This is a genomic window from Beijerinckia sp. L45, assembly GCF_009765775.1.
Lineage (GTDB): Bacteria > Pseudomonadota > Alphaproteobacteria > Rhizobiales > Beijerinckiaceae > RH-AL1.
Map to the genome: position 1 here is coordinate 1 of NZ_LMUU01000086.1, position 25,322 is coordinate 25,322.

General features: G+C 63.9%; 25 protein-coding genes. 12 read left to right on the forward strand and 13 right to left on the reverse strand.

Features of this window, described 5'->3' with window-relative positions; genetic code table 11:
- Positions 1-225: hypothetical protein (locus GSQ79_RS08955; protein ID WP_158808375.1), on the forward strand; the 225-nt coding region annotated here is incomplete at its 5' end.
- 21 nt (positions 226-246) lie between these two features.
- Here the strand turns inward: GSQ79_RS08955 and GSQ79_RS08960 are convergent.
- Together GSQ79_RS08960 and GSQ79_RS08965 are read right to left on the reverse strand one after the other, a co-directional pair.
- Positions 247-1,224, reverse strand: coding sequence for a DnaJ C-terminal domain-containing protein (locus GSQ79_RS08960; protein WP_158808376.1), 978 nt, complete (start codon positions 1,222-1,224; stop codon positions 247-249).
- A 107-nt stretch (positions 1,225-1,331) separates the two neighbouring features.
- Positions 1,332-1,760, reverse strand: a complete 429-nt coding sequence (locus tag GSQ79_RS08965; protein WP_246725215.1) for an RT0821/Lpp0805 family surface protein — start codon at positions 1,758-1,760, stop codon at positions 1,332-1,334.
- A 101-nt stretch (positions 1,761-1,861) separates the two neighbouring features.
- Between GSQ79_RS08965 and pdxH the strand changes: the two genes are divergently transcribed.
- The 4 genes from pdxH to GSQ79_RS08985 all read left to right on the forward strand — a co-directional run bounded on the left by pdxH (position 1,862) and on the right by GSQ79_RS08985 (position 4,578).
- On the forward strand, positions 1,862-2,476 hold the full coding sequence (gene pdxH, locus GSQ79_RS08970) for a pyridoxamine 5'-phosphate oxidase (RefSeq protein ID WP_158808377.1): 615 nt from the start codon (positions 1,862-1,864) through the stop codon (positions 2,474-2,476).
- Positions 2,473-2,925, forward strand: a complete 453-nt coding sequence (locus GSQ79_RS08975) for an NUDIX hydrolase (RefSeq protein WP_158808378.1) — start codon at positions 2,473-2,475, stop codon at positions 2,923-2,925. Before pdxH ends, GSQ79_RS08975 begins: the two co-directional genes overlap by 4 nt.
- Positions 2,919-3,341, forward strand: a complete 423-nt coding sequence (locus GSQ79_RS08980; protein ID WP_246725216.1) for a TIGR02301 family protein — start codon at positions 2,919-2,921, stop codon at positions 3,339-3,341. Before GSQ79_RS08975 ends, GSQ79_RS08980 begins: the two co-directional genes overlap by 7 nt.
- Positions 3,342-3,459: 118 nt before the next feature.
- Positions 3,460-4,578, forward strand: a complete 1,119-nt coding sequence (locus tag GSQ79_RS08985; protein WP_158808379.1) for a hypothetical protein — start codon at positions 3,460-3,462, stop codon at positions 4,576-4,578.
- A 10-nt stretch (positions 4,579-4,588) separates the two neighbouring features.
- On the opposite strand, the gene GSQ79_RS08990 is transcribed toward GSQ79_RS08985, so the two are convergent.
- Entirely contained in the window at positions 4,589-5,923 is a 1,335-nt protein-coding gene (locus tag GSQ79_RS08990) for a dihydroorotase (RefSeq protein WP_158808380.1), read from the reverse strand.
- Between the two features lie 71 nt (positions 5,924-5,994).
- Here GSQ79_RS08990 and GSQ79_RS08995 point away from each other — a divergent pair, with 71 nt between their 5' ends.
- On the forward strand, positions 5,995-6,861 hold the full coding sequence (locus GSQ79_RS08995) for a folate-binding protein YgfZ (RefSeq protein ID WP_158808381.1): 867 nt from the start codon (positions 5,995-5,997) through the stop codon (positions 6,859-6,861).
- Positions 6,854-7,480, forward strand: coding sequence for a DNA-3-methyladenine glycosylase I (locus GSQ79_RS09000; RefSeq protein WP_158808382.1), 627 nt, complete (start codon positions 6,854-6,856; stop codon positions 7,478-7,480). The genes GSQ79_RS08995 and GSQ79_RS09000 overlap by 8 nt, the downstream gene beginning before the upstream one ends.
- Before the next feature lie 96 nt (positions 7,481-7,576).
- Here GSQ79_RS09000 and clpA read toward each other — a convergent pair whose 3' ends face one another.
- From clpA to GSQ79_RS09015, 3 genes are all read right to left on the reverse strand, one after another.
- On the reverse strand, positions 7,577-10,129 hold the full coding sequence (clpA, locus tag GSQ79_RS09005; RefSeq protein WP_158808383.1) for an ATP-dependent Clp protease ATP-binding subunit ClpA: 2,553 nt from the start codon (positions 10,127-10,129) through the stop codon (positions 7,577-7,579).
- A gap of 11 nt (positions 10,130-10,140) precedes the next feature.
- On the reverse strand, positions 10,141-10,509 hold the full coding sequence (gene clpS / locus GSQ79_RS09010) for an ATP-dependent Clp protease adapter ClpS (protein WP_246725219.1): 369 nt from the start codon (positions 10,507-10,509) through the stop codon (positions 10,141-10,143).
- Between the two features lie 362 nt (positions 10,510-10,871).
- Positions 10,872-11,216 (reverse strand): phasin family protein, encoded by a 345-nt coding sequence (locus GSQ79_RS09015; protein WP_158808384.1) that lies wholly within the window; start codon positions 11,214-11,216, stop codon positions 10,872-10,874.
- 333 nt (positions 11,217-11,549) lie between these two features.
- On the opposite strand from GSQ79_RS09015, the gene GSQ79_RS09020 reads away from it, so the two are divergent.
- On the forward strand, positions 11,550-13,175 hold the full coding sequence (locus GSQ79_RS09020; RefSeq protein ID WP_246725217.1) for a D-alanyl-D-alanine carboxypeptidase: 1,626 nt from the start codon (positions 11,550-11,552) through the stop codon (positions 13,173-13,175).
- A gap of 116 nt (positions 13,176-13,291) precedes the next feature.
- On the opposite strand, the gene GSQ79_RS09025 is transcribed toward GSQ79_RS09020, so the two are convergent.
- The gene (locus GSQ79_RS09025; protein WP_158808385.1) at positions 13,292-13,924 is read right to left on the reverse strand and encodes a DnaJ domain-containing protein; all 633 of its coding nucleotides are present in this window, start codon (positions 13,922-13,924) and stop codon (positions 13,292-13,294) included.
- Between the two features lie 200 nt (positions 13,925-14,124).
- On the opposite strand from GSQ79_RS09025, the gene GSQ79_RS09030 reads away from it, so the two are divergent.
- Positions 14,125-14,949 carry a glutamate racemase gene (locus tag GSQ79_RS09030; RefSeq protein ID WP_158808386.1) on the forward strand — a complete coding sequence of 275 codons (825 nt, stop codon included), beginning with the start codon at positions 14,125-14,127 and terminating at the stop codon, positions 14,947-14,949.
- An 11-nt stretch (positions 14,950-14,960) separates the two neighbouring features.
- Here the strand turns inward: GSQ79_RS09030 and GSQ79_RS09035 are convergent, their stop codons facing one another.
- Positions 14,961-15,398, reverse strand: a complete 438-nt coding sequence (locus GSQ79_RS09035) for a DUF1489 family protein (RefSeq protein WP_158808387.1) — start codon at positions 15,396-15,398, stop codon at positions 14,961-14,963.
- Positions 15,399-15,612: 214 nt separating this feature from the next.
- Here GSQ79_RS09035 and GSQ79_RS09040 point away from each other — a divergent pair, with 214 nt between their 5' ends.
- Positions 15,613-16,827 carry a hypothetical protein gene (locus GSQ79_RS09040; RefSeq protein WP_210253042.1) on the forward strand — a complete coding sequence of 405 codons (1,215 nt, stop codon included), beginning with the start codon at positions 15,613-15,615 and terminating at the stop codon, positions 16,825-16,827.
- A gap of 76 nt (positions 16,828-16,903) precedes the next feature.
- Here GSQ79_RS09040 and GSQ79_RS09045 read toward each other — a convergent pair whose 3' ends face one another.
- The 4 genes from GSQ79_RS09045 to GSQ79_RS09060 form a co-directional block, all read right to left on the reverse strand.
- Positions 16,904-17,569 carry a glutathione S-transferase family protein gene (locus tag GSQ79_RS09045; protein WP_158808389.1) on the reverse strand — a complete coding sequence of 222 codons (666 nt, stop codon included), beginning with the start codon at positions 17,567-17,569 and terminating at the stop codon, positions 16,904-16,906.
- Complete coding sequence (locus GSQ79_RS09050) at positions 17,570-18,907, reverse strand: MFS transporter (RefSeq protein ID WP_158808390.1); 1,338 nt, start codon at positions 18,905-18,907, stop codon at positions 17,570-17,572.
- A gap of 104 nt (positions 18,908-19,011) precedes the next feature.
- Positions 19,012-20,121, reverse strand: a complete 1,110-nt coding sequence (locus GSQ79_RS09055; protein ID WP_246725220.1) for an AMP-binding protein — start codon at positions 20,119-20,121, stop codon at positions 19,012-19,014.
- Positions 20,121-21,962: an extracellular solute-binding protein gene (locus GSQ79_RS09060; protein ID WP_246725218.1), complete on the reverse strand. Its 1,842-nt coding sequence runs from the start codon at positions 21,960-21,962 to the stop codon at positions 20,121-20,123. Before GSQ79_RS09060 ends, GSQ79_RS09055 begins: the two co-directional genes overlap by 1 nt.
- Before the next feature lie 384 nt (positions 21,963-22,346).
- On the opposite strand from GSQ79_RS09060, the gene GSQ79_RS09065 reads away from it, so the two are divergent.
- Positions 22,347-23,126, forward strand: a complete 780-nt coding sequence (locus tag GSQ79_RS09065) for an invasion associated locus B family protein (protein ID WP_158808392.1) — start codon at positions 22,347-22,349, stop codon at positions 23,124-23,126.
- Positions 23,127-23,209: 83 nt separating this feature from the next.
- Here the strand turns inward: GSQ79_RS09065 and hspQ are convergent, their stop codons facing one another.
- Positions 23,210-23,539, reverse strand: coding sequence for a heat shock protein HspQ (gene hspQ / locus GSQ79_RS09070; RefSeq protein ID WP_158808393.1), 330 nt, complete (start codon positions 23,537-23,539; stop codon positions 23,210-23,212).
- Between the two features lie 132 nt (positions 23,540-23,671).
- On the opposite strand from hspQ, the gene GSQ79_RS09075 reads away from it, so the two are divergent.
- Positions 23,672-25,267, forward strand: a complete 1,596-nt coding sequence (locus GSQ79_RS09075) for an NAD(P)H-hydrate dehydratase (RefSeq protein ID WP_158808394.1) — start codon at positions 23,672-23,674, stop codon at positions 25,265-25,267.
- Positions 25,268-25,322 lie beyond the last annotated feature (55 nt).

Genomic DNA, 25,322 nt, shown 5'->3' on the forward strand with positions numbered 1-25,322 from the left:
GTCTTTGCCTATGAGAACACCGCCGGCGAACATCTCGTGCTGCGCGCGTCCAAGCTTCCTGGGGCTGCCCGCATCGATGCCGCTCTCGCGGCGGCGGATGATCACGTTATGTGGCGACGCCGTGGCGTGGCCTACGCGCTCAGCGGCACGCCGCCCCTCCATCGCCTCAACGCCATCGCGAGGGCTCTGCAGGCGGACGAAGATGCCGCCGACGGGCCGGATTAGCCAGTCGCACGCTGACGCTCGCTAGCCCAAGGCCTTGCGCGGATCGTAGGGGTGCTTGTCGGCAAGCGCTTTGGCTACGGCTTCGAGCTCGCTCTTGGCATCGTCCGGCAGAACGATCCGTAAGGCGACCAGAAGATCGCCGCGCGCCGCCTTGCCGTCGGGCAGGCCCTTGCCACGCAGACGCAGCGTGCGCGCGCCGGTCGTCCCGGCCGGAATCCCGAGTTCGACGGCATTTTCGAGCGTCGGCACGTTGACCTTCGCCCCCAGCACGGCCTCATAGAGCGTGATCGGCAGGTCAAGCCGAAGATCGTGGCCCTCGATGCGAAACAGCGGGTGCTTGGCAATATGAATGGTCACGATCGCGTCGCCCGCCGGGCCGCCCCAGGGGCTCGGCTGGCCCTGCCCCTTCAGCCGCATCTGCTTGCCTTCCTCGATACCCGCAGGAATCGACACTTCGAGATCGCGGCCTGTAGGCAGGCTGACGCGCGCCTTCGTGCCGTGAACGCTGTCGGCGAGCGAAACCGTCACGGCCGCCTGCACGTCCTCGCCCTTGGCCTGGGCCTGCGACTGGCCGCCAGGCTGCCTGCCGGCACCGCGACCGCCGAACAGGTCGGCAAAAATGTCGCTGGCGTCGAAGCCTTGGGCGCCGGCGCCGGCGCCGGCGCCGCGACCGGGACGGCCGCCGCCGCCAAAATTGAATTCGAAGTGTTCGGCATTGGCGCCACCGCCCCGACGCGGATCGGCACCACCACCGAATCCGTCGAATCCGTGGAACTTCGGCTTGCCTTCGGCGTCGATCTCGCCGCGATCGAAAGCGCCGCGCTTCTTCTCGTCGCCGAGAATCTCATAGGCCGAGCCGACCTCGGCGAACTTGTCCTTGGCCTTCGGTTCGGTGCTCTGGTCGGGATGGTATTTCTTGGCGAGCCGACGGAAGGCCTTCTTGATGTCAGCCGCCGTCGCCGCCTTCGGCACGCCTAAAACGGTATAAGGATCACGCATTGCTTAAGAGCCCACTCCAACGCCTGCCCGCTTCGGGCGCAGGCGTAATGTCTCGCTCATCATGTGGGATGTGACCGCAGAGTCGCAAGATATATGGCGGCTTCGGATCAGCTCTTCTTGAAAAGCTTAGTTTCGGTGATCGCCCATTCGCCCGCAGCGACGGTGCATGCGGTTCCCTGGATCGCCTTGTCGTCGCCCGTCTGCTGTACCGTTCCGAGAAAGGCGCGGCAGACGCGGGCATCGGCGGGATAGGCGTGCCCCACCGCCGTGAACGAGCCCTTGTTGCCGGTCGTCGGGTTTTCCCATCGCACCAGTCGGCCGTCGCCCTGGGGATCCAGCGCCGTCGACAGCGCAGCCGTCGCGCGACGGCGGTCTTCTTCGTCGGCGATCTTGCCAACGGCCGGCTTGATCGATCCCGTCGTTTCATCCGCCCGCGGATTCATCGACGCGATCGGAAACGACATCGAGCAGCCGCCGCCGACCATCGCCAAAATCAGGCAGCCCCCGACGGCGGCGAGGCTACGATACAAGACCAAAGGTGGCGCGGCCCCTACCGGGGCGCCGCGTGCTGGGCTATGCTGAGGGACGTGTTGCACGCAGGTACCTACTCGGACAATTCTTGATCGGAAGTGTACAATTGAACGTGTTAAAGAGCCGTGACTTTACTTTGGCCGACGATCCTTTCGTTCTGTTCGAGGCGTGGCAGGAGGACGCGCGTATCGGCGAACCCAACGATCCGACCGCGATGGCGCTCTCGACCGTCGACGGCGACGGCCTGCCGGACGTCAGGATGGTGCTGCTGAAGGGCGTGGATCGGCGCGGGTTCGTATTCTACACGAACTTCGAAAGCGCCAAGGGCCGCGAGCTGCAGGCCTCGATGAAGGCGGCGGCCCTGTTTCACTGGAAGAGCCTGCGCCGCCAGATCCGCATCCGCGGACCGATCGAGGTCGTGAGCGATGCTGAAGCCGACGCCTATTATGACAGCCGGCCGCGACAAAGCCGGATCGGCGCCTGGGCCAGCCCGCAGTCGCAGCCGCTGAAAGATCGCGCGGAACTCGAGGCGGCGTTCGCCACCTACGATGCCAAGCATCCCGGCGAGATGATCCCGCGGCCGCCGCATTGGAGCGGCTTTCGGATCAAGCCGACGGCGATCGAGTTCTGGTCGGACGGCGCGCATCGCCTGCACGATCGCATTCTTTTCGCGCGTGACACCGTCGACGACGGCTGGTCGAAGACCCGGCTCGCGCCATGACCCGCAGCCGGATCTATCCGCAGCGGCCTCTGCTTGCCGCCAGCCTTGCCGTGTTCCGCGACAACCGCGTCCTGCTGGCGCAGCGCTTCGTGCCGCCGCTGGAAAACCGCTTCACGCTGCCCGGCGGCCTCGTCGAGGTCGGCGAGACGCTGGAACAGGCGGCGTTGCGCGAAATGATGGAAGAGGTCGGCGTTACCTCGCGCATCCTCGGCTTCAATCGCCACGTCGAGGTCATCGAGCGTGATGCCCAGGATGTCGTGAAGCACCATTACGTCATCGCCTCCTTCGTCGGGGCCTGGGTCGCCGGCGAAGGCGTGATCGGTCCGGAGGCCCAAGCTGTCGTCTGGGTGGACCGCAACGAACTGCTGCGCCTGCCGGTGACCGATCATCTGCCGCCGTTGCTCGACGCGGCCTGGGAGATCGCCGAAGCGCACGGCGTGCCGTGCTGAAGCCGGCCTTTTTGGTCGCCGCCATCGGGCTCGCCGTCGCGATGGCGACGCCCGTCGGGGCCGCCGAGCACGCGCCGCCCGCTGCGCCGGCGCCCGCGGCGCCGACGGACGTCAAACCCTACGACCCGCAGCTGCTGCGGCTCGCCGAGATCCTGGGGGCTTTGACCTACCTGCGGGGGCTTTGCGGCGACAAAGATGCCGACGCCTGGCACAAGCGCATGCAGACCCTTCTGGATGCCGAAGGCACGACCGCAATCCGCAAGGAGCGGCTGGCCGGCGCGTTCAACCGCGGCATCGAGGGCTACGCGCTGTCCTACCGAACCTGCACCGTCAACGCCCATCTGATCATCGAACGGTTTCTGGCCGAGGGTTCGCAGATCGCCAAGGAAGTCGAGAACCGTTTTGGGGCGACGTGAGCTAAATTACTGAATTCTTTACTATATGACGTGCCAACACATGACTAATTTGTGAGAAAATTTCCCATATTTGTGATTTGATGGGATAGAAGCTGGCTGGCTTAGTCGCTCCGGGATCATGGAGCGGACAAAATCTGTGCAAAATGGATGCATCAGGCTGAACGAAGCCGCGGGAACCCCTCCGTCCGACAACACCATCATCGTCTCCGGCCCGTCGCGAAGCGGTACATCCTTGATCGCAGCTGCGCTGTGCGGCGCGCGCGTATGGCTAGGTGACGCCCTCGACAACGCGTGTTTCGAGGACGTGCACATTGCTTACATGATGGAAAAAAAGAACTCTTGGCTTGCGCGACCGCAACAAGCGGCCCGCCATCCGACCTCTTGGAAGTTTGCTCTGAAGGGAGCTCCGGTCGCGGATCTGGTTTCGTTGATTGCGCAGCGAAACGAGGCGCATGAACAATGGGGATTTAAACGACCGAACATTCTGTCGCGGCTGGGACCAGGCGGTCTTGCCCTGTTCCGCCATCCGCGTGCGGTAATCTGCTTTCGTGATCCGGTTGCCATGGCGCATCGGACGGCCGTTGCCGAAGGTGTTCCGTTTGCCCGGGCACTGAACAATGCGCGGCGCCTACTCGACGAGAACCTGAGAGCCGCGGCCACCCTCACGTGTCCGGTCCTGTTGGTAAGTTTCGAAAAAGCCGCCACCGATCGGGATGCTTTCCTCCGAGAGCTTTTCGACTTTTGCGGCGTGCCTGTGGCATGCGAACAGACCCCCCGCATAAACCAGTTCGTCGATGAGGCCGGCGGTGAATACAAGCGCCTCACGGCATCCCCTGTGGCGGGCTATATCGACTCCCACGGCGCTCCGGCCCTGACGGGTTGGTGCCACCGGCCTCAGAACACCGAACCCGATTCAGTCGACATCTATGCCGATGGTGTGAAGCTTGCGACGATCCTCGCCGATCGCGAGCGCGCCGACCTTCGGATCTCCAGCTTCCGATCCACCCGACACGGTTTCGAACTTGATCTGACCCCATACAACCTGTGCAGCGACGTCATTATCGATGCCAGAGTGGCTGGAACGGACATCCGGCTCGAAGGCGGCGGCTTTACGCTACACACCCACATCGAGCGCTCGCCGGGCAAGCAGATCGACTCCTTCGAGTTGAATAACGACCATGATGAAGGCCGCCGCTTGCACCGTCCCACTTTAAAACCGATCGGCGTCTCTGCGTGAGCCGACCGCCTCAGCGCCGCGGAAATGCCTCCAGGAATCGCACCGCCTCGCCGCTCGAGGGCCCGACCAGCGCGCCATCCCACATGACCCGCCGGCCCCGCACGATCGTGCCGACCGGCCAGCCGGTGACCGGCTTGCCATCGTAGGGCGTCCACGGCGCGCGCGAGGCGATCCAGGCGTCGGTGATCGTCACCTGCCGCTTCAGGTCGACGATGGTCAGATCGGCGTCGTACCCCGCCGCGACGCGGCCCTTGCCGGCAACCTGGAACAGTCGCGCCGGCCCGGCGCTCGACATATCGACGAAACGCTGCAGGCTGAGGCGGCCATTTGCGACATGGTCGAGCATGATCGGCACCAGCGTCTGCACCCCCGTCATGCCTGACGGACTTTGCGGATAGAATTTCGCCTTCTCCTCGAGCGTATGCGGCGCATGATCCGATCCCAGAATATCGGCGATGCCTTGCGCCACCCCTTGCCAGATCTGTTCGCGGTGCGACGGTTCGCGGACCGGCGGGTTCATCTGCAGTCTGGTGCCGAGACGCGGATAATCCTCGGCACTGAGGGTGAGATGATGCGGCGTGACCTCGCAGCTCGCGACGTCCTTGTGTCCGGCCAAAAACGTCATCTCTTCGCCCGTCGAGATATGCAGGACGTGGATGCGCGCGCCCTGCGCGCGGGCGATGCGGACGAGGCGCTGTGTGCAGCGCAGCGCCGTCTCCACGTCGCGCCAGACGTGATGGCTCGCGGGATCGCCCGGCACGCGGAGCGGCTTGCGCTCTTCAAGGCGGAACTCGTCTTCGGAATGGAAGGCGGCGCGACGGCGCGTGTTGCCGAGGATCGAGGCGACGCCCTCATCGTCCGCGACCAGCAGCGAGCCGGTCGAGGAGCCCATGAAAACCTTGATGCCGGCGGCGCCAGGCAGCCGCTCCAGCTCGGCGACCGCATGCGCGTTCTCGCGCGTGCCGCCGACCCAGAAGGCGAAATCGCAATGCATGCGGTGATGGCCGCGCCGCACCTTGTCGGCGAGTTCCGTCTCGCCGGTCGTCAGCGGATTGGTGTTCGGCATTTCGAAAACGGCGGTGACGCCGCCCATCACGGCGGCGCGGGAGCCGGATTCCAGATCTTCCTTGTGCTCGAGGCCCGGCTCACGGAAATGCACCTGGCTGTCGATGACGCCCGGCAGGATATGGAGACCCGTCGCATCGATGACCTTGCCGGCCGTTTCGGCGCCAAACGTCCCGAGGGCGATGATCTTGCCGCCCCTGATCCCTATATCGCGAGGACCGATGCCGTCGTGGTTGACGAGCGTTCCGCCTTTGACAAGAACATCGTAGGTCTGCGGCATGTGCGGCCTTTCGGCGTTGGAAGCGATACCGCTGTCCTAACGCCTCGCAAGAGAAAGTCGAGATCGTTGCCATGACCCGATGCTTGCTCGCCGATCGTGGCGTGATCGCCGTCTCCGGCGAGGACGCCGAATCTTTCCTCAACCGTATGTTTACCAACAGCGTTTTGGACATGCCGCCCGGCAGCGCCCGCTTCGCCGGACTGTTGTCGCCGCAAGGAAAACTGCTGTTCGATTTCTTCGTCGTGAAACAGGCGGACGGTTTTCTCGTCGACTGCGTGCGCGCGCAGGCGGCGGAGTTGGCCAAGAAGCTGATGATGTTCCGGCTGCGGGCCAAGGTGGTCATCACCGATCGCTCGGACGAACTCGCGGTCGCCGCGGTGTGGGACAGCGTGCTGATGGAAGCGCCGGGTCCGGCGTTCCGCGACCCACGCCACAATGCGCTCGGCTACCGCATCGTCGCGCCTGTCGCGGCCGCGCATATCTTCGACGACCCCGATGGACCCGCGGCTTACGAGGTCCACCGCATCGCCTGCGGCGTGCCGAAGGGTGGCGTCGACTTTCCCTATGGCGACACCTTCGTCCACGACGCCAACATGGACCTGCTGCACGGCGTCGATTTCGGCAAAGGCTGCTACGTCGGCCAGGAGGTGGTGTCGCGCGTGCACCACCGCAACACGGCGCGGAAGCGCGTGGTGCGCCTGAATTTTTATGGCGATGCACCGGCCGTCGGCGCCACGGTCGAGGCTGCGGGCACGGTGCTCGGCGCACTGACGTCGCTCGCGGGGCGCGAGGGCCTGGCGACCTTGCGCATCGACCGGCTCGCCGACGCCGAGGCCGCCCGCACGCCGATCACCGTCAACGAGACGCTCGTAAGCATCAGCCTGCCGAGCCACAGCGTCATCGAGCCGCCGGCCTATGCCGAAGATCTCTATGACTGAGCCTGAAGACAAACACCGCTGCATCTGGTGCGGCATTGATCCGCTGTATGTCGCTTACCACGACACCGAATGGGGCGTGCCGGAATACGACGATCGCGCACTCTTCGAAAAGCTGATCCTCGATGGCTTCCAGGCCGGCCTCTCCTGGATCACCATTCTGCGCAAGCGCGACGCGTTCCGTCTCGCCTTCGACGGGTTCCAGCCCGAGATCATTGCGCGATACGAGACGGCAAAGGTCGAGGCACTGATGGGCAACGCCGGCATCGTCCGCAACCGCGCCAAGATCGTCGGGACGATCGCCTCGGCGAAGGCCTATCTGGCGATCCAGGAGCAGCGCGGTTTCGCCGATTTTCTCTGGGATTTCTTTGACGGCAAACCGTTGCGCAATGGTTTTGCGACCCACGGTGACATTCCCGCGGCGACGCCGATCTCGTTGGCGATGTCGAAAGAGCTGAAGCGCCGCGGCTTCGCCTTCGTCGGCCCGACGATCGTTTACGCCTTCGCCCAGGCGTGCGGTCTGGTCAACGACCATGTCGCGGACTGTTTTCGCGCGGAAGAATGTGCGGCGCTCGCACGGCCGTCGTTGCGAGCGGAGCGAAACAACCCAGGGGCGCCGTAACCGCGATTGCGGAGCCGCAACCCCTGGGTTGCTTCGCCTTCGTCTCGCAATGACAAGATCATCCCCTTCTCCCTCTTGCGAGAGAAGGGGAACATCTCAGTTCTTCAGCGGAAAGTTTGGCACGATACGACCCGACTTGGTCGGCTCGTCGTTTTCCGACACACTTTCCGAGGTCTCGGTGACCTCGTCTTCGTCCAGATCGTCGGCGGGGCCGATATCATCGTCCTCCGGCAGGTCGCCGCCGTCCTCGCCCTTGAGCCGGCGCGCTTTCGCACGACGCACTTCCGGTTCGGCACGGACACGTTTCTTGCCGGCCTCGACGATGTCGCGCTCGGGGCGCGGCAGCACCGGGCCCTCGGGATAGACGAAGCCGAGCTTCTTCACCCCGTCCTCGTCGGTCGTCACCATCACGCGGACCGCGCCGCCGTTCTTCAGGCGGCCGAACAGCACCTCGTCGGCGAGCGGCGTCTTGATCACCTGCTGGATGACGCGGGCCATCGGACGCGCACCCATGTGCTCGTCGTAGCCGTTCTCAACCAGCCAGCTGCGCGCCTCGTCGGTCAGCTCGATCGTGACGTTGCGGTCAGCCAGTTGGGCTTCCAACTGCATGATGAACTTGTCGACGACCTTGACGATGACTTCTGGCGGCAGATGACCGAAGGACACGATCGAATCCAGCCGGTTGCGGAATTCCGGCGTGAACATCTTGTTGATCGCTTCCTTGTCCTCGCCTTCCCGCTTGTTGCGCGTGAAGCCGAAGGCGGACTTGGCCATGTCGGCAGCGCCGGCATTGGTCGTCATGATCAGGATGACATTGCGGAAATCGATCTGCTTGCCGTTGTGGTCGGTGAGCTTGCCGTGATCCATGACCTGCAGAAGGATGTTGTAGAGGTCGGGATGCGCCTTCTCGATTTCGTCGAGCAGCAGCACGCAATGCGGATGCTGGTCGATCGAGTCGGTAAGCAACCCGCCTTGGTCGAAGCCGACATAGCCCGGCGGTGCGCCGATCAGCCGCGAGATGGTATGCCGCTCCATGTATTCCGACATGTCGAAGCGCACGAGTTCGACGCCGAGGCTGACGGCGAGCTGTCGCGCTACTTCGGTTTTGCCGACGCCGGTCGGGCCGGAGAACAGGTAGCTGCCGATCGGCTTCTCGCCATCGCGCAAGCCGGCCCGCGCCAGCTTGATCGCCGAGGTGAGCGCCTCGATCGCGCTGTTCTGGCCGTAGACCACACGCTCCAGCGTCTCGGTGAGATGCTGCAAAACCTCGACGTCGTCCTTCGACACGGTTTTGGGGGGAATCCGCGCCATCGTCGCGATGGTCGCCTCGATCTCCTTGATGCCGATCGTCTTCTTGCGCTTGGGCTCCGGCAGCAGCATCTGGCTGGCACCGGATTCGTCGATCACGTCGATCGCCTTGTCCGGCAGCTTGCGGTCGTGGATGTAGCGCGCCGACAGTTCGACCGCCGCCTTAACGGCCTCATTCGTGTATTTGACCTTATGGAAATCCTCGAAATAGGGCTTGAGGCCCTTCAGGATCTCGATGGCATCCGGCACCGACGGCTCGTTGACGTCGATTTTCTGGAAGCGGCGGACGAGCGCGCGATCCTTTTCGAAATACTGGCGATATTCCTTGTAGGTGGTCGAGCCGATGCAGCGCAGCGTGCCTTGAGCCAAAGCAGGCTTCAGCAGGTTCGACGCATCCATCGCGCCGCCTGAGGTCGCACCGGCGCCGATCACCGTGTGGATCTCGTCGATGAAGAGAATCGCGTTCTTGTGGTTCTCGATCTCCTTCATCACCTGCTTCAGGCGTTCCTCGAAGTCGCCGCGATAGCGCGTACCGGCAAGCAGCGTGCCCATGTCCAGCGCGAAGACGGTCGCTTCCGCCAGCACTTCCGGCACTTCGCCCTTGATGATCTTGCGCGCCAGACCTTCGGCGATCGCCGTCTTGCCGACGCCGGGATCGCCGACGAGCAAGGGGTTGTTCTTGTGGCGGCGGCACAACACCTGGATCGTGCGCTGCACCTCGGCCTCGCGGCCGATCAGTGGATCGATCTTACCGTCGCGCGCCTTCTTGTTGAGGTTGACGCAATAAGCGTCGAGCGCGCCTTCCTTCTTCTTCGGGTCGTTCGACTCTTTGTCCTTGCCGTCGCGGCCTTCGCCCTCGTCGTCGGCCCCGCGCGGACCCTTCGACCCGTCTGACAGCCCCGGACGCTTGGCGATCCCGTGGCTGATGTAATTGACCGCGTCGTACCGCGTCATGTCCTGCTCCTGCAGGAAGTAGGCGGCATGGCTTTCGCGTTCGGCAAAGATCGCCACCAACACGTTGGCGCCCGTCACCTCTTCGCGGCCGGACGACTGCACGTGGATCACCGCACGCTGAATGACGCGCTGGAACCCCGCGGTGGGTTTAGCGTCTTCCCGCCCGTCGCTGACGAGATTGTCGAGCTCCTGGTCGATGTACTCGCGCAGGTTCTTCTTCAACAGGTCGAGATCGATCGAGCAGGCGCGAAGCACGGCTGCGGCTTCGACGTCCTCGGTCAGACTGAGCAGAAGATGCTCGAGCGTCGCATATTCGTGATGCCGTTCGTTGGCCACGGCCAAGGCCCGATGCAACGATTGTTCGAGATTGCGGGAGAAGGACGGCATTGCTTCTACCTCTATTTCTTTTCCATGATGCATTGCAGCGGGTGCTGATGCTTGCGGGCGTAATCCATCACTTGCGTTACTTTGGTCTCGGCAACTTCATAAGTAAAGACGCCACACTCGCCGACTCCATGCTGGTGAACATGCAACATGATTTGTGTGGCTTCTTCAGGATTCTTGCTGAAATATTTTCGCAGTACGGCCACAACGAATTCCATCGGGGTATAGTCGTCGTTGAGCAGGAGCACCCGGTACATGCCGGGGCGGCGCGTCTGAGTCCGCGTCCGGGTTATGACCGCGGTGCCGGTGCCTCGACCGTCGTCGTCGCCACCCTTCTGCGGTTCCTTGGCCGCGGTGGTGCCATTCAAGGACAACCCTGGCACAGCGCCAGACGCCTCACCCGATGCGAGCGCGCCGCCTGTGGTGAGCGGGACGAATCCGGCGCTCTCAACGTTCAATACAAACCCGTCCGTCAATTCAGCGCGTCCTCATTCCTGTTCGAAATATGCGGCGCGTCGAGCGGCATTGCTAGGCCCTCGGCTGCTTTTCCCGCGCACCCCCAGGCTCGATGTCGCTTTCGTGTCGCGAAACTGCCTCCGTTAACTGCGCCGCGAGCCCCAGGGTGGTCGCCTAGCAAGGATGACGCCGAGCGCCGCTCACAACGAAAAAGGCCCAACCGAAGTCGAGCCTTTCAAATAGCTTGAAGCTTGTAAAGCGCGATGCCGTCGCGGCCTCGGCGCTATCCTTATTGCTGCATTGCACCCTTGGCGCGCGACAGCGCGGTCTCGACCGGCTTGAACGCTTCCTTGGCGAGATCCTTGTAAAGCTCGCTCATCTTGGTCGCCTGGGCGACGAAGCCTTCGAGCTGCGACTTGGCGAACTCGGACTGGATCTGGATCGCCGTCTCCAACGACTTAACGCCCATCAGCTTCTCGATGTAGGACGACGTATGTTCGAGCGAACGCTTCGAATAATCAGTCGTTTCGGTTGCGATCGCCTGGAAGCCGCGGGTCAGAGAAGCCGCAGCGGCGGCTGCCTGCTCAAGCTGCTCTTTGCTTGCTTTTTGAATGTCTTCGAACTGCATCGCCATGTCTGTCACTCCCATTGAAATGATTGCGCATCCCAGCTTGAAGCCGGCGCGCAGTGGGTTATTTCAACCACGGCTTGAACATAGTGCGCCGCACAATATGCGTCAAGAGTCATTTTGTTGCACCGCAACATTTGTATCCGAACGGCACGCTTCCGTTCAGATCGAACGGGTTCCTTAACCCTGGAGTAACTCCACCCCGCTAGCGTGTTTTCAGGACACGTTGTCCTGAGGCGCCGCCGTTGCCGCCTCGTGGATTGAGGTCGGAGACTGATGCGTATGGGCGAGTTGCCGCCAGTGAAACGTCGTACCGTTCGACAGGCGGTCCTAACGAGCTTGGGTGTTGCTGTCTTCCTCGGCGGCCTGGCGCCGCTTCCCGCCGCGGCCCGCCATCACCATCATGGCCGCGCCGCAATGGCGCACCGCATCATCTTTCACGCCCGGCACCAGCGCGTGGCGCATGACCATGCACCGCCGCGGCATGTTCGCCCAGGTTCCTATACGCCGCCCTTCTCCGCCTACGCCGTCGACGGCAACTCCGGCCGCGTCCTCTATGGCCGCGACGAGAACGAGCTGCGCCATCCGGCATCCCTGACCAAGGTAATGACGCTGTATCTGCTGTTCGAACAGCTGGAGAAGCGCCGCCTGTCGCTCGACACCGAGATGCGCATCTCGCAGCATGCCGCCGCGCAGAAGCCGACCAAGCTCGGACTCCGGCCCGGCTCCACGATCCGCATCGAAGACGCGATCAAGGCCATCGTCACCAAGTCGGCCAACGACATGGCGGTCGCCGTCGCCGAACAGATCGGCGGCGACGAAGAGACGTTCGCCCGGATGATGACGCGCAAGGCCCATGCTTTGGGCATGTCGCGCACCCTCTACCGCAACGCGTCGGGCCTGCCCAACGACGAGCAGCTGACCACGGCGAAGGATCTCGTCACGCTCGGCCGCGCCATCCACGACAAATTTCCGCGCTACTACCACTACTTCTCGACGCCGTCGTTCCGCTACGCCGGTCAGTACATGCCCAACCACAACCATCTGATGGAAACCGTGGACGGCATGGACGGCATCAAGACCGGCTACACCGTGTTGTCCGGCTTCAACCTCCTGACCTCGGTCAACCGCAACGGGCACTACCTCGTTTCCGTGGTGGTCGGCGGCAAGACGCGCCTTGGCCGCGACCGCATCATGGCCGATCTCATCGAAGCACAGCTCGACAAATGCGCGACCGTCCGCACGGCATCCATCGTCGAAGAGAACCCTGCCCTCGAGCAGGTCGCCGAAGCGATTCCCGTCGTCCAGCATGTCGGCGAGGCCGCGCCTGCCGTCGAAAACGTCAACGAGGACGAGGCGGAGAATGCACCGCAGCCGGCCGCGGCGATCGTGGAACGGCCGGCCCATGTCGAACCGGCGCCCCCCCCCGTCCGCGTCGCGGCACTATCTCCTGAGATTCCCGAGCCCCGCGCCCGCCCGGCCTACGTCTCCGGCGTTCCGAAACCGCCGGGCGACGACCGGATGGCGACAGGCTCGATCCGGCCTCGCGTCACCAGTCTCGATGGCTCGACCGCTCATGTCGTCGGCGAGGCCACAGCAACTCCGTCCTCGCGTCGCGCGATGCGTCATGCCGCCAAGGAAGCGCGCGACGCGCAGCCGGCGCCGATCAAGGTCGCCAAGGCAGAACCGGCGCCGGAGCCCGCACGGCCCGTCGCCGCGCACAGCGGCTGGATGATTCAGATCGGCGCCACCGACGACATGGCGAAGGCCACCGATCTTCTGAACCGGGCCAAGAGCCAGAGTCACGGCACCCTCGGCGCCGCCAAGCCTTTCACCGAGACGGTGAAGAAAGGCTCGGGCACGTTGTATCGCGCCCGGTTCGCCGGCCTCGAAGCCGGTTCGGCGGAGGAGGCATGCAAGGCCCTGAAGCATTCCGGCTTCTCGTGCTTTGCCACCAAGAATTAAGAACGCGCTCAAGAGCTTGGCTCGCGTTCTTTCCACCAAGCTGCTTGGGTCTGCGCCTCCTGTGAGGCCGTCGAAGCAGTCCCGTTCTACGTGTGTTGCGTTATGTGTTGGGAGCGTTAGGTATGGCGGCGCATCAGGACCTCTTTGGCCTCGTTCACCCGGGCCGCAAGATCGGTCGAACCACCCTGGTCGGGATGCAGCTTCTTCATAAGCGAGCGGTGCGAGCGCACGACGTCGTCCCGCGCCGCGCCGCGCGGAAGACCGAGCACTTCATAGGCCTCATCCTCGGACATGCTGTTCGAACGCCGCGCCCGATCCCGCCGCGTGTCGCGATCGCCCTGTCGTGTCTGACGCCATCCGGCAAAGCGGCGGTCGAAATAAGCTTCTAGCAGGCGAGCCCCTTCCGGATCGGTGGTCTGGCATAGCGCGTAGACCGCCTCACACTGGACGCGGGACAGCTGTTCGAGACGGCGGCCTTCGTCCGGGCCGGCCAAAATCAGCCCCTGCATCGCCCCGGTGCCGAGATCGAGCTCCATCTCGATCATGGCCGAGCGGACACGCGACAAGGTCGCCCGCGCCGCGGGACCGGGCGCCGGCTTTAGAATCACCACCTTCCTGTTCGCCAGGTTGAACATCCAAAGCGCACCGCCGAGGAGCAGCAGCGCCACTTCGAAATGCCCGCGCAGGAACACGACGGTGGCCGCGAGCAACGCGAACACCGCGGCGCCGAGCTTAATGAGCCGGTTCATCGTCTTCGGATCCACCGGCAGCCGGTAATTTGAACGCGAGACGGCGAACCAAAGAATGAGGAGGCTTGCGACGACGAGGATCATGGAGGTGACACTAATTTAGGGTCGCGACGAAGGGTACCCGGCTTGGCGGCTCGCTGCTCGCCAAATCCGTTGATGCACGCGACTACGACCAGGATGATGGCCGCCAAAGGGTACCGATGTCGACCGTAAAAGATCACGCCAGCCTTCCGAGGCTTCATCGCCCCGTTGCGGTCTTCGACGCCGGAATCGGAAGCTACGCCGCCGTGTCGATGATCCGGCGCCGCTTTCCGCAGCAAGACATTCTCTATTTTGCCGACCGCGCGAGCTTCCCCTACGGCGGCAAGACGCGGGTGGATCTGCTGGCGATCCTTCGCCGGACTCTGCATTTCCTCGCCGGCTTCGATCCAGCCGCCATCCTCGTGGCGAGCAATGCGCCGTCGGTGACGGTTCTCGACGAACTCCAGGGCGAGATCTCCACGCCGATCTTCGGCGTCCGACCGCCCATCCGCGAGGCCCTCGCCCTGGCAGGAGACCGGGACCTCGCCGTGCTCGGCGTGCGTTCGCTGGTCGAAAGCCAGGAGCTTCGGATCTATGCCGCGCGCGAAGCCGGCGACTCCTTTGCGCGCGTGCATTTTGTCGATGCGTCCGCACTCGTCGAATGCGTCGAGAGCGGCGCCTTTCTCTTTCAAAAGGCGGCTACGCAGGCGGTGGTCGATGCCTTCGCGGCTGAGCTCGACGGCCGATACCCGGGCGTCGGGGCCCTGACGCTGTCGAGCACTCACCTTCCATGGCTGGAGGACTATCTCACGACGGCTTTCGGCACGCGGCCCCTGCTCGACCCTTTGGCGGCAGCCGTCGCGGCGATCGCTCCGCATGCCGCGCCGGGCAGCGGCGCCGTTCTTGGGCTCGTCACGGAAGACGAACGCTACGGCATCGCCGACTTCCGCCGCATGCTGGAGCGGCTCGGCATTGTTCTGACACTCCATGCCGTCCGGGTCTGAACCGTCTCAATCTAAAGAAGGCAGAGCTCGCGGAGCGCATAGCGTAGTTGTTCCGGCATCTCGGCCGCCTCGGCAAGGCCGCCATCGAGATCGCGCGGGCACATGTCGTGTTTGAGGTAACGCCAGCCCTGAAACGGGCGGCACGGATTCGGAAGAACCGCCCGCACGATCGGTTCGAGGACGAGTTGGCAACGCCCGATCCCGTCAGTGTCGGTGAACGGCCGCAGATCCAGCAGCTTCTGCCGCGCGCAGAGCTGACCCTTGATCACCCAGAACAAGGAGCCGTCGTCGAGCAGTTCCGGGAGCCGTTTCGGCACCATTCGCGTGGTGTGAATTTGCTCGAGTGGTTGCCCGGCCACACCCCGAAGATGCAGGCGCGCCGCGATGTGGGCCTCGAGATCGGCGATCGATTCCACGCCGACGCAGAGCTTCATGAGGTGAAGAGGCATGCGACCGTAATATCCGGATATCCCATCGATGAATAGCATCCGCCCTGCCGTCGCTGGGGACGACGTCAGGATCTGTAGTCGCCCCCTACCAACGGCTGAGCCGCACAGTTCCACGATCGAGAAGTTAGCTATTGATATGAAAACATTTCGGACGCAACCTTGACGCGCGCCGCCGCTTTCACACCCGCGACGCGTCAACATCAACCAGTTTGATATGGAAGGTTCAGCAATGTCCCTAGCTCGAGCGTTTAAATTGCACGCAGCGCAAGTGAACAATGTTCAGGCCGCTTACAAGGCCAACGTGATCGCCGTGAACACGCTGATGAACACGGTGCTGAGTTCTTCTCTTCCCACTCTAACGACACCGCCGCCAGATTGGGATTCGTACTCCACCGCCTACATGCAGGCGAAGTCCGACGCGCTTGGCTGGGTCAACAATGTCTTGAACCGGCTGCTATCCGTCCCTGGTGACGTTCAAGGCTATAACAGCATCATCACGACACTACTTCAGGACGCGCTCCGCCAGGCGCAAGCCCTCGTCATCAATCCAAATAACGATATTGCTTTGCAGATCCTGCGCAACGACCTCAGCACCGTCTCGCAGCAGCTGAGTTCTGTCAGCGTTTTCGTGCAAGGCACCGTCAGCCAGCTCCAGAGTTTTGGCAATTCCCTGCCGGATATGGCGACCCAACTGCAATCTATTGCGACGATGTCGTCGCAAGATGCCAATGCCGACCAGCAGCAAATCGATGCCTTGAACACGGCCATTTCGCAACTTCAGAGCGACATCAAATCGTTGACTGCCGCGATTGTCGCGCTCGCCATCGCCGACGGCATCGCATTGACGCTTGGCGTCGTGGCAACCATTGCGGCATGGCCGGTCGGCGCTTTGACCTGGCTTGTCATGGGTCCGGTTGTCGCTGTTGCGACTTATGAAATCACCATGGACGGCATCCAAATCACCTCTGACAAAAATGAGATCACGGCGAAAGAAAACGCCATGAACAATCTGACCGCCGATGTCGCGACCCTGCAGGTCCTCGCGACGACCTACGGCAATCTCGCAACGGACACGACAGCGATCGAAAAAAGCCTGAACGATATTCTCGTCGAGTGGCAGGCGCTCGAGAGTGATGTGACGGCAGCCGTCAACGACATCGTCGAGGCGACTTCTGATACGTCGGGGACAAACTATGCCGCCGTCGTCAACGACCTCCAGGATGCCGTCACACAGTGGAACGCCTCGTACACGCAGGCCGGCGCGCTGACGATCCAGATCAACGTCAATAACGCGCAACTCGGGATCGGCATGACCCAAGCGCAGGTTTCGGCGACCCTCGCGTCAGGAAAAGTGACCGACGTCATCACGTACTTCAACAGCATCACGGTCGGGAACCAGCAGGCGCAGCGTTCGTCGCGGACCGGCTGACAATCACAACAATGCTCTCGTCAGCCAGCGCGACGTGCTGGCCGACGGGTTTCTTCAGCTATCGCAGAAGCGATCGTCATATCGCTTCGATCCGCTCGAGCCGCCAGCCCTCGGCTTCGGCCTCGGCCTGCCAGTCGCGCCATGCCTGCAGCGACGTCACCGCCGCCATGTAGGCACTGGTCTCCGGTCCGACGGTCACGGCATAGACCTGGAGCCGGTTGACGACAGGCGCAAACATCGCGTCCGCGGCGGAAAAGGCGCCGAAGAGGAACGGGCCGCCGGCCCCAAAGCGGTGTCGCGCATCGGCCCAGGCGGCTTCGATCCGCGCCACATCCGCATCGACCGCTGTCTGGATCTCGGCATCTAGCCGCAATGTCGCCGGGCTGCGCTTCATGTTCATCGGCAGGCTGCGGCGCAACGCCATGAAACCGGAATGCATCTCGGCGGCAAGCGCGCGCGCCATCGCCCGCGCCGCCTTGTCGCGTGGCCAGATCGGCAGCGTCGGGTGAACTTCGGCGACATATTCGATGATCGCCAGCGAATCCCACACGACAATATCGCCGTCCGTCAGCGACGGGCACTTGCCGGTCGGCGCGTGCCGCAGCATCTCCGCCTTCGACGTGTCGAGATCCATCGGGATCACGACCTCGTCGAACACGATGTCGAAGTGCCGCATCAAGAGCCACGGCCGCATCGACCAGGAGGAATAGACCTTGTTGGCGATGGCGAGCGTCGGCGGCATTCAGCTCACGCGCTCCATCGCCGAGATCTTTTTGGTGTCGCGCATCGTCGCGTAGATGATCAGGGACAGGAAGATCATCCCGGAGAGGTAGTAGTAGAACCAGCTCTCGTGTCCCCAGGCCTTGCACTGCAGCGCGATCATCGGCGCGGTGCCGCCGAAGACCGAAACAGTGATCGCATAGGGAATGGCGATGCCCGAGGCGCGGATCGCCGTCGGGAAGAGCTCCGCCTTGACGATCGCATTGATTGACGTGTAGCCGGCCGTGAAGACCCAGGCCGCGCAGATCAGCAGGAAGACGATGAACGGCGACTTCGTATCCTTCATCAACGTGAGGATCGGAACGGTGGTCAGCGTCCCGACGACGCCGAAGAAGATCAGCAGCGGCTTGCGTCCGATGCGATCGGATAACGCGCCATAGACCGGCTGGATGCCGGCCGCGAACAGCAGCGAGAAAAAGATGACGAGCGTTGTCGTATCCGGCGCCAGACCGACGGACAGTCGTACATACGTCTGCATGTAAGTGGTGAAGGTGTAGAAGGCGGCAGTACCGCCAGCGGTGAGCCCGACGACGAGAAGCAGTTCGCGCGGATAGGTGATGAGGGTGCGCAGCAGACCCGTCGCGGTGACGATCTTGCCGTCCGAGCGGGCCTGTTTGAAGGCCTTCGTCTCTTCGAGGTTACGCCGCATCACCAGCGTGAACACAGCAAGCAAAGCGCCGATGACGAAGGGAATGCGCCAGCCCCACGCTTTAAGCTCGGCCTCTGTCAGAAACACTTTTTGCAGCAGAAGCAGCACGACGATCGCGACGAGTTGGCCGCCGATCAACGTGACATAGGCGAAGCTGGTGTGAAACCCGCGACGTTTGGGATCGGCGATCTCTGAGAGATAGGTGGCGCTGGCGCCGTATTCGCCGCCGAGGCTCAGGCCCTCGATGATGCGCGCCGCGGCGAGCACCAATGGCGCGGCAAAGCCGATGGTCGCATAGGTCGGGGTCACCGCGATCAGCAAGGAGCCGAAGCACATCGCGCCGACCGATATGGTGAGCGACAATCGCCGGCCGTGGCGATCGGCGAGGTATCCGAACAGCCAGCCGCCGAACGGGCGGGCCAAAAACGTCGCCGCGAAGATCACGGCAGCATTCAGCTGCTGCACGACGGGATCACTGTTGGGAAAAAACGCGGGACCGAAATAAAGGGCGAACGCCGTGTAGGCGTAAAAATCGTACCATTCGACGAGATTGCCAAGCGACCCGATGAAGATGTCGCGCATTCGGTGTTTGCGATCGGCCGCGTCGCCATCGCCATCCAACACCGATGTCCGAGCCGCGATCTCATCCATGTACGCCCACCCCACGCAGTGTTGTTGTCAGCGATGTTTCATGGATCATACGCGCTCTGCAAGCCGGGCATCGGACGAGACCGTGGGAAACAGCGGGCAACGCCTCAGCCGTGTCCGGCCGCAACCGTCCGGCTTTCGGACCGGGCCCGGTTGAGCGCGACGCCAAGCCGGCCGGGAAGGCTGCCGTCCGACAGCTCGGACGGTATCTGCACCTGGCCGCCCTCACGCCGCCGCGCCAGGACCGCCGCCTCGCCGAACCCGTAGAGATCGACCACCAGCCGCGCGCAGTCGAGCGCTTGCGGCAGGACGAAGCCCGTCGGGGACGCAAAGCGCGACAGTAGGATCAGCGATGCATCGCCGTCGCTCATGCCGGCCGCGCGCAAAGTCGCGCCCATGTCGGCGGGCGCGACGAGATGCGCGCCGAGCGTGGCGTCATAGGCCGCAAGGAAGCTTTTCGAATCGAAAGGGCCGTGGAGAACGAGGCCCGAGGCGCCGATCAGCGCGGCGAACGGACCGGCGACGAGGCCGGCCAGGGTTGCCGGGACGATCGTCGAGAGGATCGGCTTCGTCGGGTTGATTTGCGCCTGGTCGACCAGGGCCAGCGCGGCGGCAAACAGGGCGGCCTGACGATGCGCGACGGGCGCGGGCGTGTTGGCCGGGCCATCGAAGGTCACGATGACGGCGGCCTCGGCACCGAACGGCGCAGCATTCTCCATCAGAGCCGCCGCACCGAAATCGGCCGCACCGTCCACCGCCTGTGGCCCAAGCGTCGCGACCAGCCGGATCGTATCCGACACCGCAGCCGCCGAGAGATAAGCGTCGCCGAGCGCGAGGGTGCCGTAATGCGTCGGTCCCACCAAAGCGACGGCATCGGCAGCCCGCGCGTAGCTTGCAAGCTCCACGGGCCCGAGACCGCAGGGCGCGAGCGCCGGCTCGAGGCCAGCCCGAAGCGCTGCGAAAAGCGCCGCCAGGGATTGCACGGTGCTGCCCGTCACCAGCAGGACACGCTCGCCGGGCTGCAGGCCGCATTGGCGATATTGCGCGGCAATCCCCTGAACGCGGGCGGCGAAATCGCGGGCGCTGACACTGCGCTCGTCGTCGCAAAAAAGCACGGTGTCGGGCGACTCCTGCAACGCCGCAAGAAGCAAGGCGTCGAGACCGCGCGTGGGCGCGGGATCATCGACGGCGACGCCGTTGGGCAGACCCTGGCGCATCACGGGCTCGTCCTCCACCACGTATCGAAAGTCGCGGACGCGGGCGGTCCATAATGCGGCGACGCCGCGGGATGCGCGAGCCCGATTTTGGCGGCAACCCACTCATCCGACGCGTGAAACAGCGGCACGATGTAGGAACCCGACAGGAGCACTCGATCATAGGCTCGCACCGCGGTGAAAAAGTCTTCCTGCGAGGTCGCACCGAGCATCGCGTCGATCAGCCCGTCGATCGCCGGGTCGCGCGCGCCGGCCAGGTTGAACGAGGCCTCCTGCGACGCGCTTGCCGATCCCCAGCGCGAGCGTTGCTCGTTGCCGGGCGAGGCGGTGGACTGCCACAGACCGATCATCATATCAAAATCGAATTTTTGGCGGCGGCGCTGGTACTGCACCTCGTCGACGAGCCGCACGGTGGCGTCGACGCCGATCCGCCGCAGGCCGCCCTGGTAGCTCAGCGCCAGCCGCTCCTGGTTGCGGTCCTTGACCATGATCTCGAACGCCAGCGGCACGCCGTCCTTGACCAGACGCCCGTCCTCGAGCCGGTAGCCCGCGGTTTCCAGCATGGACAAAGCCTTCCGCGCGCCGGCGCGATCCTCACCCGATCCGTCGCTGACCGGCGGCACGCGCTTTCCGTCCATCACGTCGGGCTGCACGGCATTGGGATAGGGCGCCAGCAGCCTGCGTTCGGCGTCGCTCGCGGGATGGCCGACGGAAGCGAGATCCGACTCGTCGAAAAAACTCTTGCTGCGCGTGTAGAGTCCGCTGAACAGCTTGGCGTTGACCCACTCGAAGTCGAAAACGAACCCGAGGGCCTCGCGTATCTTGATATCGCGAAACAACGGCCGCCGCAGATTGAAGGCGAAGCCCTCCATCCCCTTCGGACCGCCGAATGGCAGGCTCTCTCGTTTCACCCTGCCCTCGCGAAGCGCGGGGAAATCGTAGGCGCTGGCCCAGCGCTGCGGGTTGGTTTCGATGCGCGCGTCGATCAGCCCGGCCTTGAACGCTTCGAACAAGGCATTGCTGTCGCGGAAATACTCGATGTCGATCTCGTCGAAGTTATAGAGACCGCGCTGCGTCGGAAGATCCTTGCCCCAGTAATCGAGATCGCGCTTCAGCACGAGCCGCATCCCTGGCTTTACCGCGACGATATGATAGGGCCCGGACCCGACCGGCAATTTCAGGCTGGTCTGGTCGAACGTTTCCGGATCGACGCCCGCGTGCGACAGCACCGGCATCAACGCCAGGATCATCGGAAGCTCGCGGTCCTTCGAGCCCGCAAAGTCGAAGCGTACCGTCATCGCATCGAGCGTCGCGACTTTCGCCACGAAGGAATAGGCCGCGCGCTGTTGCGGCCTGCCCTTTTTCTTCAAGAGATTGAAGGTGAAGACGATGTCTGCGGCGGTGATCGCGGACCCGTCGGAGAAGCGTGCGCGCGGATCGACACGGAAGGTTGCGTAGGACCGTGCTGCGTCGGTCTCAATCGATTGAGCGACGAGGCCGTAGAGGGTGAAAGGCTCGTCGAGCGAGCGCGTCATCAGAGTTTGATAGATGTTGCCGTTGATGCCCTGCGCGGTGGACCCGGCCTTCAGGTTGAACGGATTGAGACTGTCGAACGTCCCCTCGAAGCCGACGACGAGCTTGCCGCCTTTGGGGGCATCCGGATTGGCGTAAGGCAGATGCGAAAAACCCGCAGGCAGCGCCGGGGTGCCGTACATGGCGATCGCACCGCTCGAAGCCTCGGATGCGTCCGCTCTTAACGCCGGCCCGGCAGCCGTCATCGCGCATACGAGTGCGGCGACGATCGCGCGTGGCGGCCAGACGAAGATCCGAAGCAGGTTAACCATGTGCAGTCTCGTAGACGATCTTGTCTTGATTCGCATGAAGTGTTGCGCCGGCTAAGCTGCAGCAAAGCCGGAAGAACACAGCGTAAGCGTTTGGCATGTTGCCTTTCTTTGGCGGCACGATGGTCGCGGCAGGCCCTCGGCTCGAACGCTCAAAACGTTGGACAATCATGACGTCGTGACCATGGCGCGGGCTTCCCCGATGCAATCTCCTCGACTATAGAGGGCCGGCCTCGTCAACTTGTCGCCCCAATGCAAGTTGAAGAGCGTGGCGTTTTATCAATGGCGGCCGGCTGCGTTGCGCTCTGGCCCGCTTCCTCACTCACCGATGCACCGGCGACTTCTCTCGTTCCTCCAGCGACGAGCGCCCGATTGAAAGGACTTTCGATGTCGCACCCGTCCAAGCGATTGCTTACTCTCGCCGTTCTCGGATCCTGCCTGCTGGCGAGCCCGCTCGCTGCGGCGCCGCCGAAAAAGAAGGCCCCGGCTCCGGCGGCCGACACCGAAACGCCAGCGGCAGCCCCTGCGGCGGATGCGCCCGCGGCAGCGCCCGCCCCGGCGGCAGGCCAGCAGGCCGGCAGCGGCCATCTCGATCTCGTCCCGACCCAGAACGACTGGACCAAGGTTTGCGGCAAGGATCAGACGGCCGGCAAGGAAGTCTGCTACACGACCCGCGACTTCAGCGCCGCCGCCAATCAGCCGCCGGTTCTCGCGCTCGCCGTCTATGACGTGAAGGGCGACGACACCAAGATCATCCGCATGCTGATGCCGATCGGCCTGATGCTGCGTCCGGGCTTCCGCTTCTCCGTCGACAAAGGCGCCAGCACCGACGGCGCCTTCGAGATCTGCTTCCCGAACGGCTGCTTCGCCGAGGCGAAGGTCAAGTCCGACACGACCACGTCGATGAAGAAGGCGACCGCCCTCAACGTCAGCGTCCGCAACCAGAAGAACGAGCAGGTCGATTTCGCTATCCCGCTCGCTGGCTTCGGCAAGGCCTTCGACGGCCCGGCTATCGATCCGAAGGTGCTGCAGGAGCAGCAGGCGAAGCTTCAGGCCGAGTTGCAGAAGCGCGCCGAGGACGAGCGCAAGAAGCTTGAGAGCCAGCAGCCGGCAGCCGCCAGCCCGACCGGTGGCGCCGCGATCGCGCCGCCAGCAGCCGCGAAGTAAGGCCCCAGCCGACGCGAAAAGGGCGCTCACCGACCAGTGAGCGCCCTTTTCAGATCTAACGAAACGATCGCCGGGACCGACCGTCAGTTCATCCGTGCCATCTTGACTTGGTAGCCCCCGTCGTTCGCCCGGGTGAACATCTCGTCGACCTGCGGGTGGCGCACGGGATCGCCGGATTCGTCGGCCAGCAGGTTCTGCTCGGACACGTAGGCGACATACTCGGTGTCATCGTTCTCGGCATAGAGATGATAGAATGGCTGGTCCTTGCGCGGCCGAACTTCTTCGGGAATCGCTTCCCACCATTCGTCGGTATTCGCGAAAACCGGGTCGACATCGTAGACGATTCCACGAAAAGCATACTTGCGATGCTTGACGATCTGGCCGATCCCGAATTTGGCGGTTTGAGGCTTCATTGAACCCTGTGCGTCGCAATTCACAAGCGACTTATTGCTGAACATCTGGAGTGCTATTTGCGTAGCCACGGTCCAATTCCTTGTCAACACGAGCGGGATTTGAGCGCCGTGTTCAGGAGCGCGTGTTTGTAAATGACGTTAACTGCCGCCGAAATCCCGCTGCGCCGCCAAGGTTTTCCGGTCGAGCTTCTGTTGCCGAGCGAAATGGCGGCCGTGGATCGCCTCGCCGGGCAGATTGGCCAGTCTGGCGCCGTGTTGATGGAGCGTGCCGGCCAGGCGATCGCGCAGGCGGCTGTGCGTCTGATCGGCGAGCATGTGCCGAACGCCCATGTCGCGGTGCTCTGCGGCCCCGGCAACAACGGCGGCGACGGCTTCGTCGCGGCGCGTCTTCTGGCCCAGCGCGGCCTGATCGTGACGGTCGGCCTGCTCGGCGAGAGACTGGCTCTGAAGGGCGATGCGGCAGGCGCCGCTGGCCTCTGGACCGGGCCCGTCACGGCGCTTGCCGATATCGCCTTCGACGATGCCGACCTCGTCATCGATGCGCTGTTCGGCGCGGGCCTGGCCCGCGATATCGACGGGCCGGCTAAAGCCGCGATTGCGCGCCTCAACGCCTGGGCGAAGGCCGACGGCAAGCCCGTTCTGGCCGTCGACATTCCGTCCGGCGTCGATGGCGCCAGCGGAACAGTCCGCGGCATCGCCGTCGAGGCGACCGCCTGCATTACGTTTTTCCGCCTGAAGCCCGGCCATTTCCTCATGCCCGGTCGGCTGCGTCGCGGGTCTTTGTCTTTGGCCGACATCGGGCTCGATCCCCATCTTCTCGCCACGATCCATCCACAGGCGATGCTCAACGCGCCGGCGCTTTGGGCCTCCCGCATGCCGGTGCCGAGCCTCGCCGGCCACAAATATCAGCGCGGCCACGCAATCGTCGTTTCAGGGCCCATGGCGCAGACGGGCGCCGCACGCCTCGCGGCACGCGGCGCGCTGCGCGCCGGCGCCGGTCTCGTCACCATCGCGACGCCGCTGGACGCGCTTGCCGTCCACGCCAGTGTCCTCAACGCCATCATGACCCGCGTCTGCGACAGCCCGGACGATCTCGAGGACATGCTGACCGATCGCCGCAAGAACGCCGTGGTTCTCGGGCCAGGCCTCGGCGTCGGACAGCGAACCCGGGACTTCGCCATGGCAGTGCTGGCCGGCATCGAGATGGAGAGCGACGAGGACGAGCCGCCGCGCTCGATCGTGTTCGACGCCGATGCGCTGGCGAGTTTTGCCAAAGAGCCTGCAACCCTCTTCGCCGCGATCAAGGAGAGCCCCCACGGGGTGGTTCTCACACCCCACGACGGGGAGTTCGCCAAGCTGTTCGGCTCGCTGATCGACAAGTCCGCGTCCAAGCTCGAGCGGACCCGCAAAGCCGCGGTGATGAGCGGCGCCGTCATCGTCCTGAAAGGCCCGGATACGGTCGTCGCCGACCCCGACGGACGGGCCTCGATCGCGGCCAGCGAAGCACCCTGGCTGGCGACGGCAGGGTCAGGCGACGTTCTTGCCGGGATGATCGGCGGCCTGCTGGCGCAAGCCATGCCGCGATTCGAGGCGGCCTCGGCCGCGGTCTGGATGCATGCCGATGCCGCCCACCGCTTCGGCCCCGGCCTGATCTCCGAAGATATTCCCGAGATGTTGCCCAAGGTGCTGAGACAACTTTTCGAGAGCGATTTGTTCGGCAGCGCGTAAGCGGCGCGTCGATTGACGCAGATTTCCCGAGACGCGGGTGGCGTTGGCCCGAGAC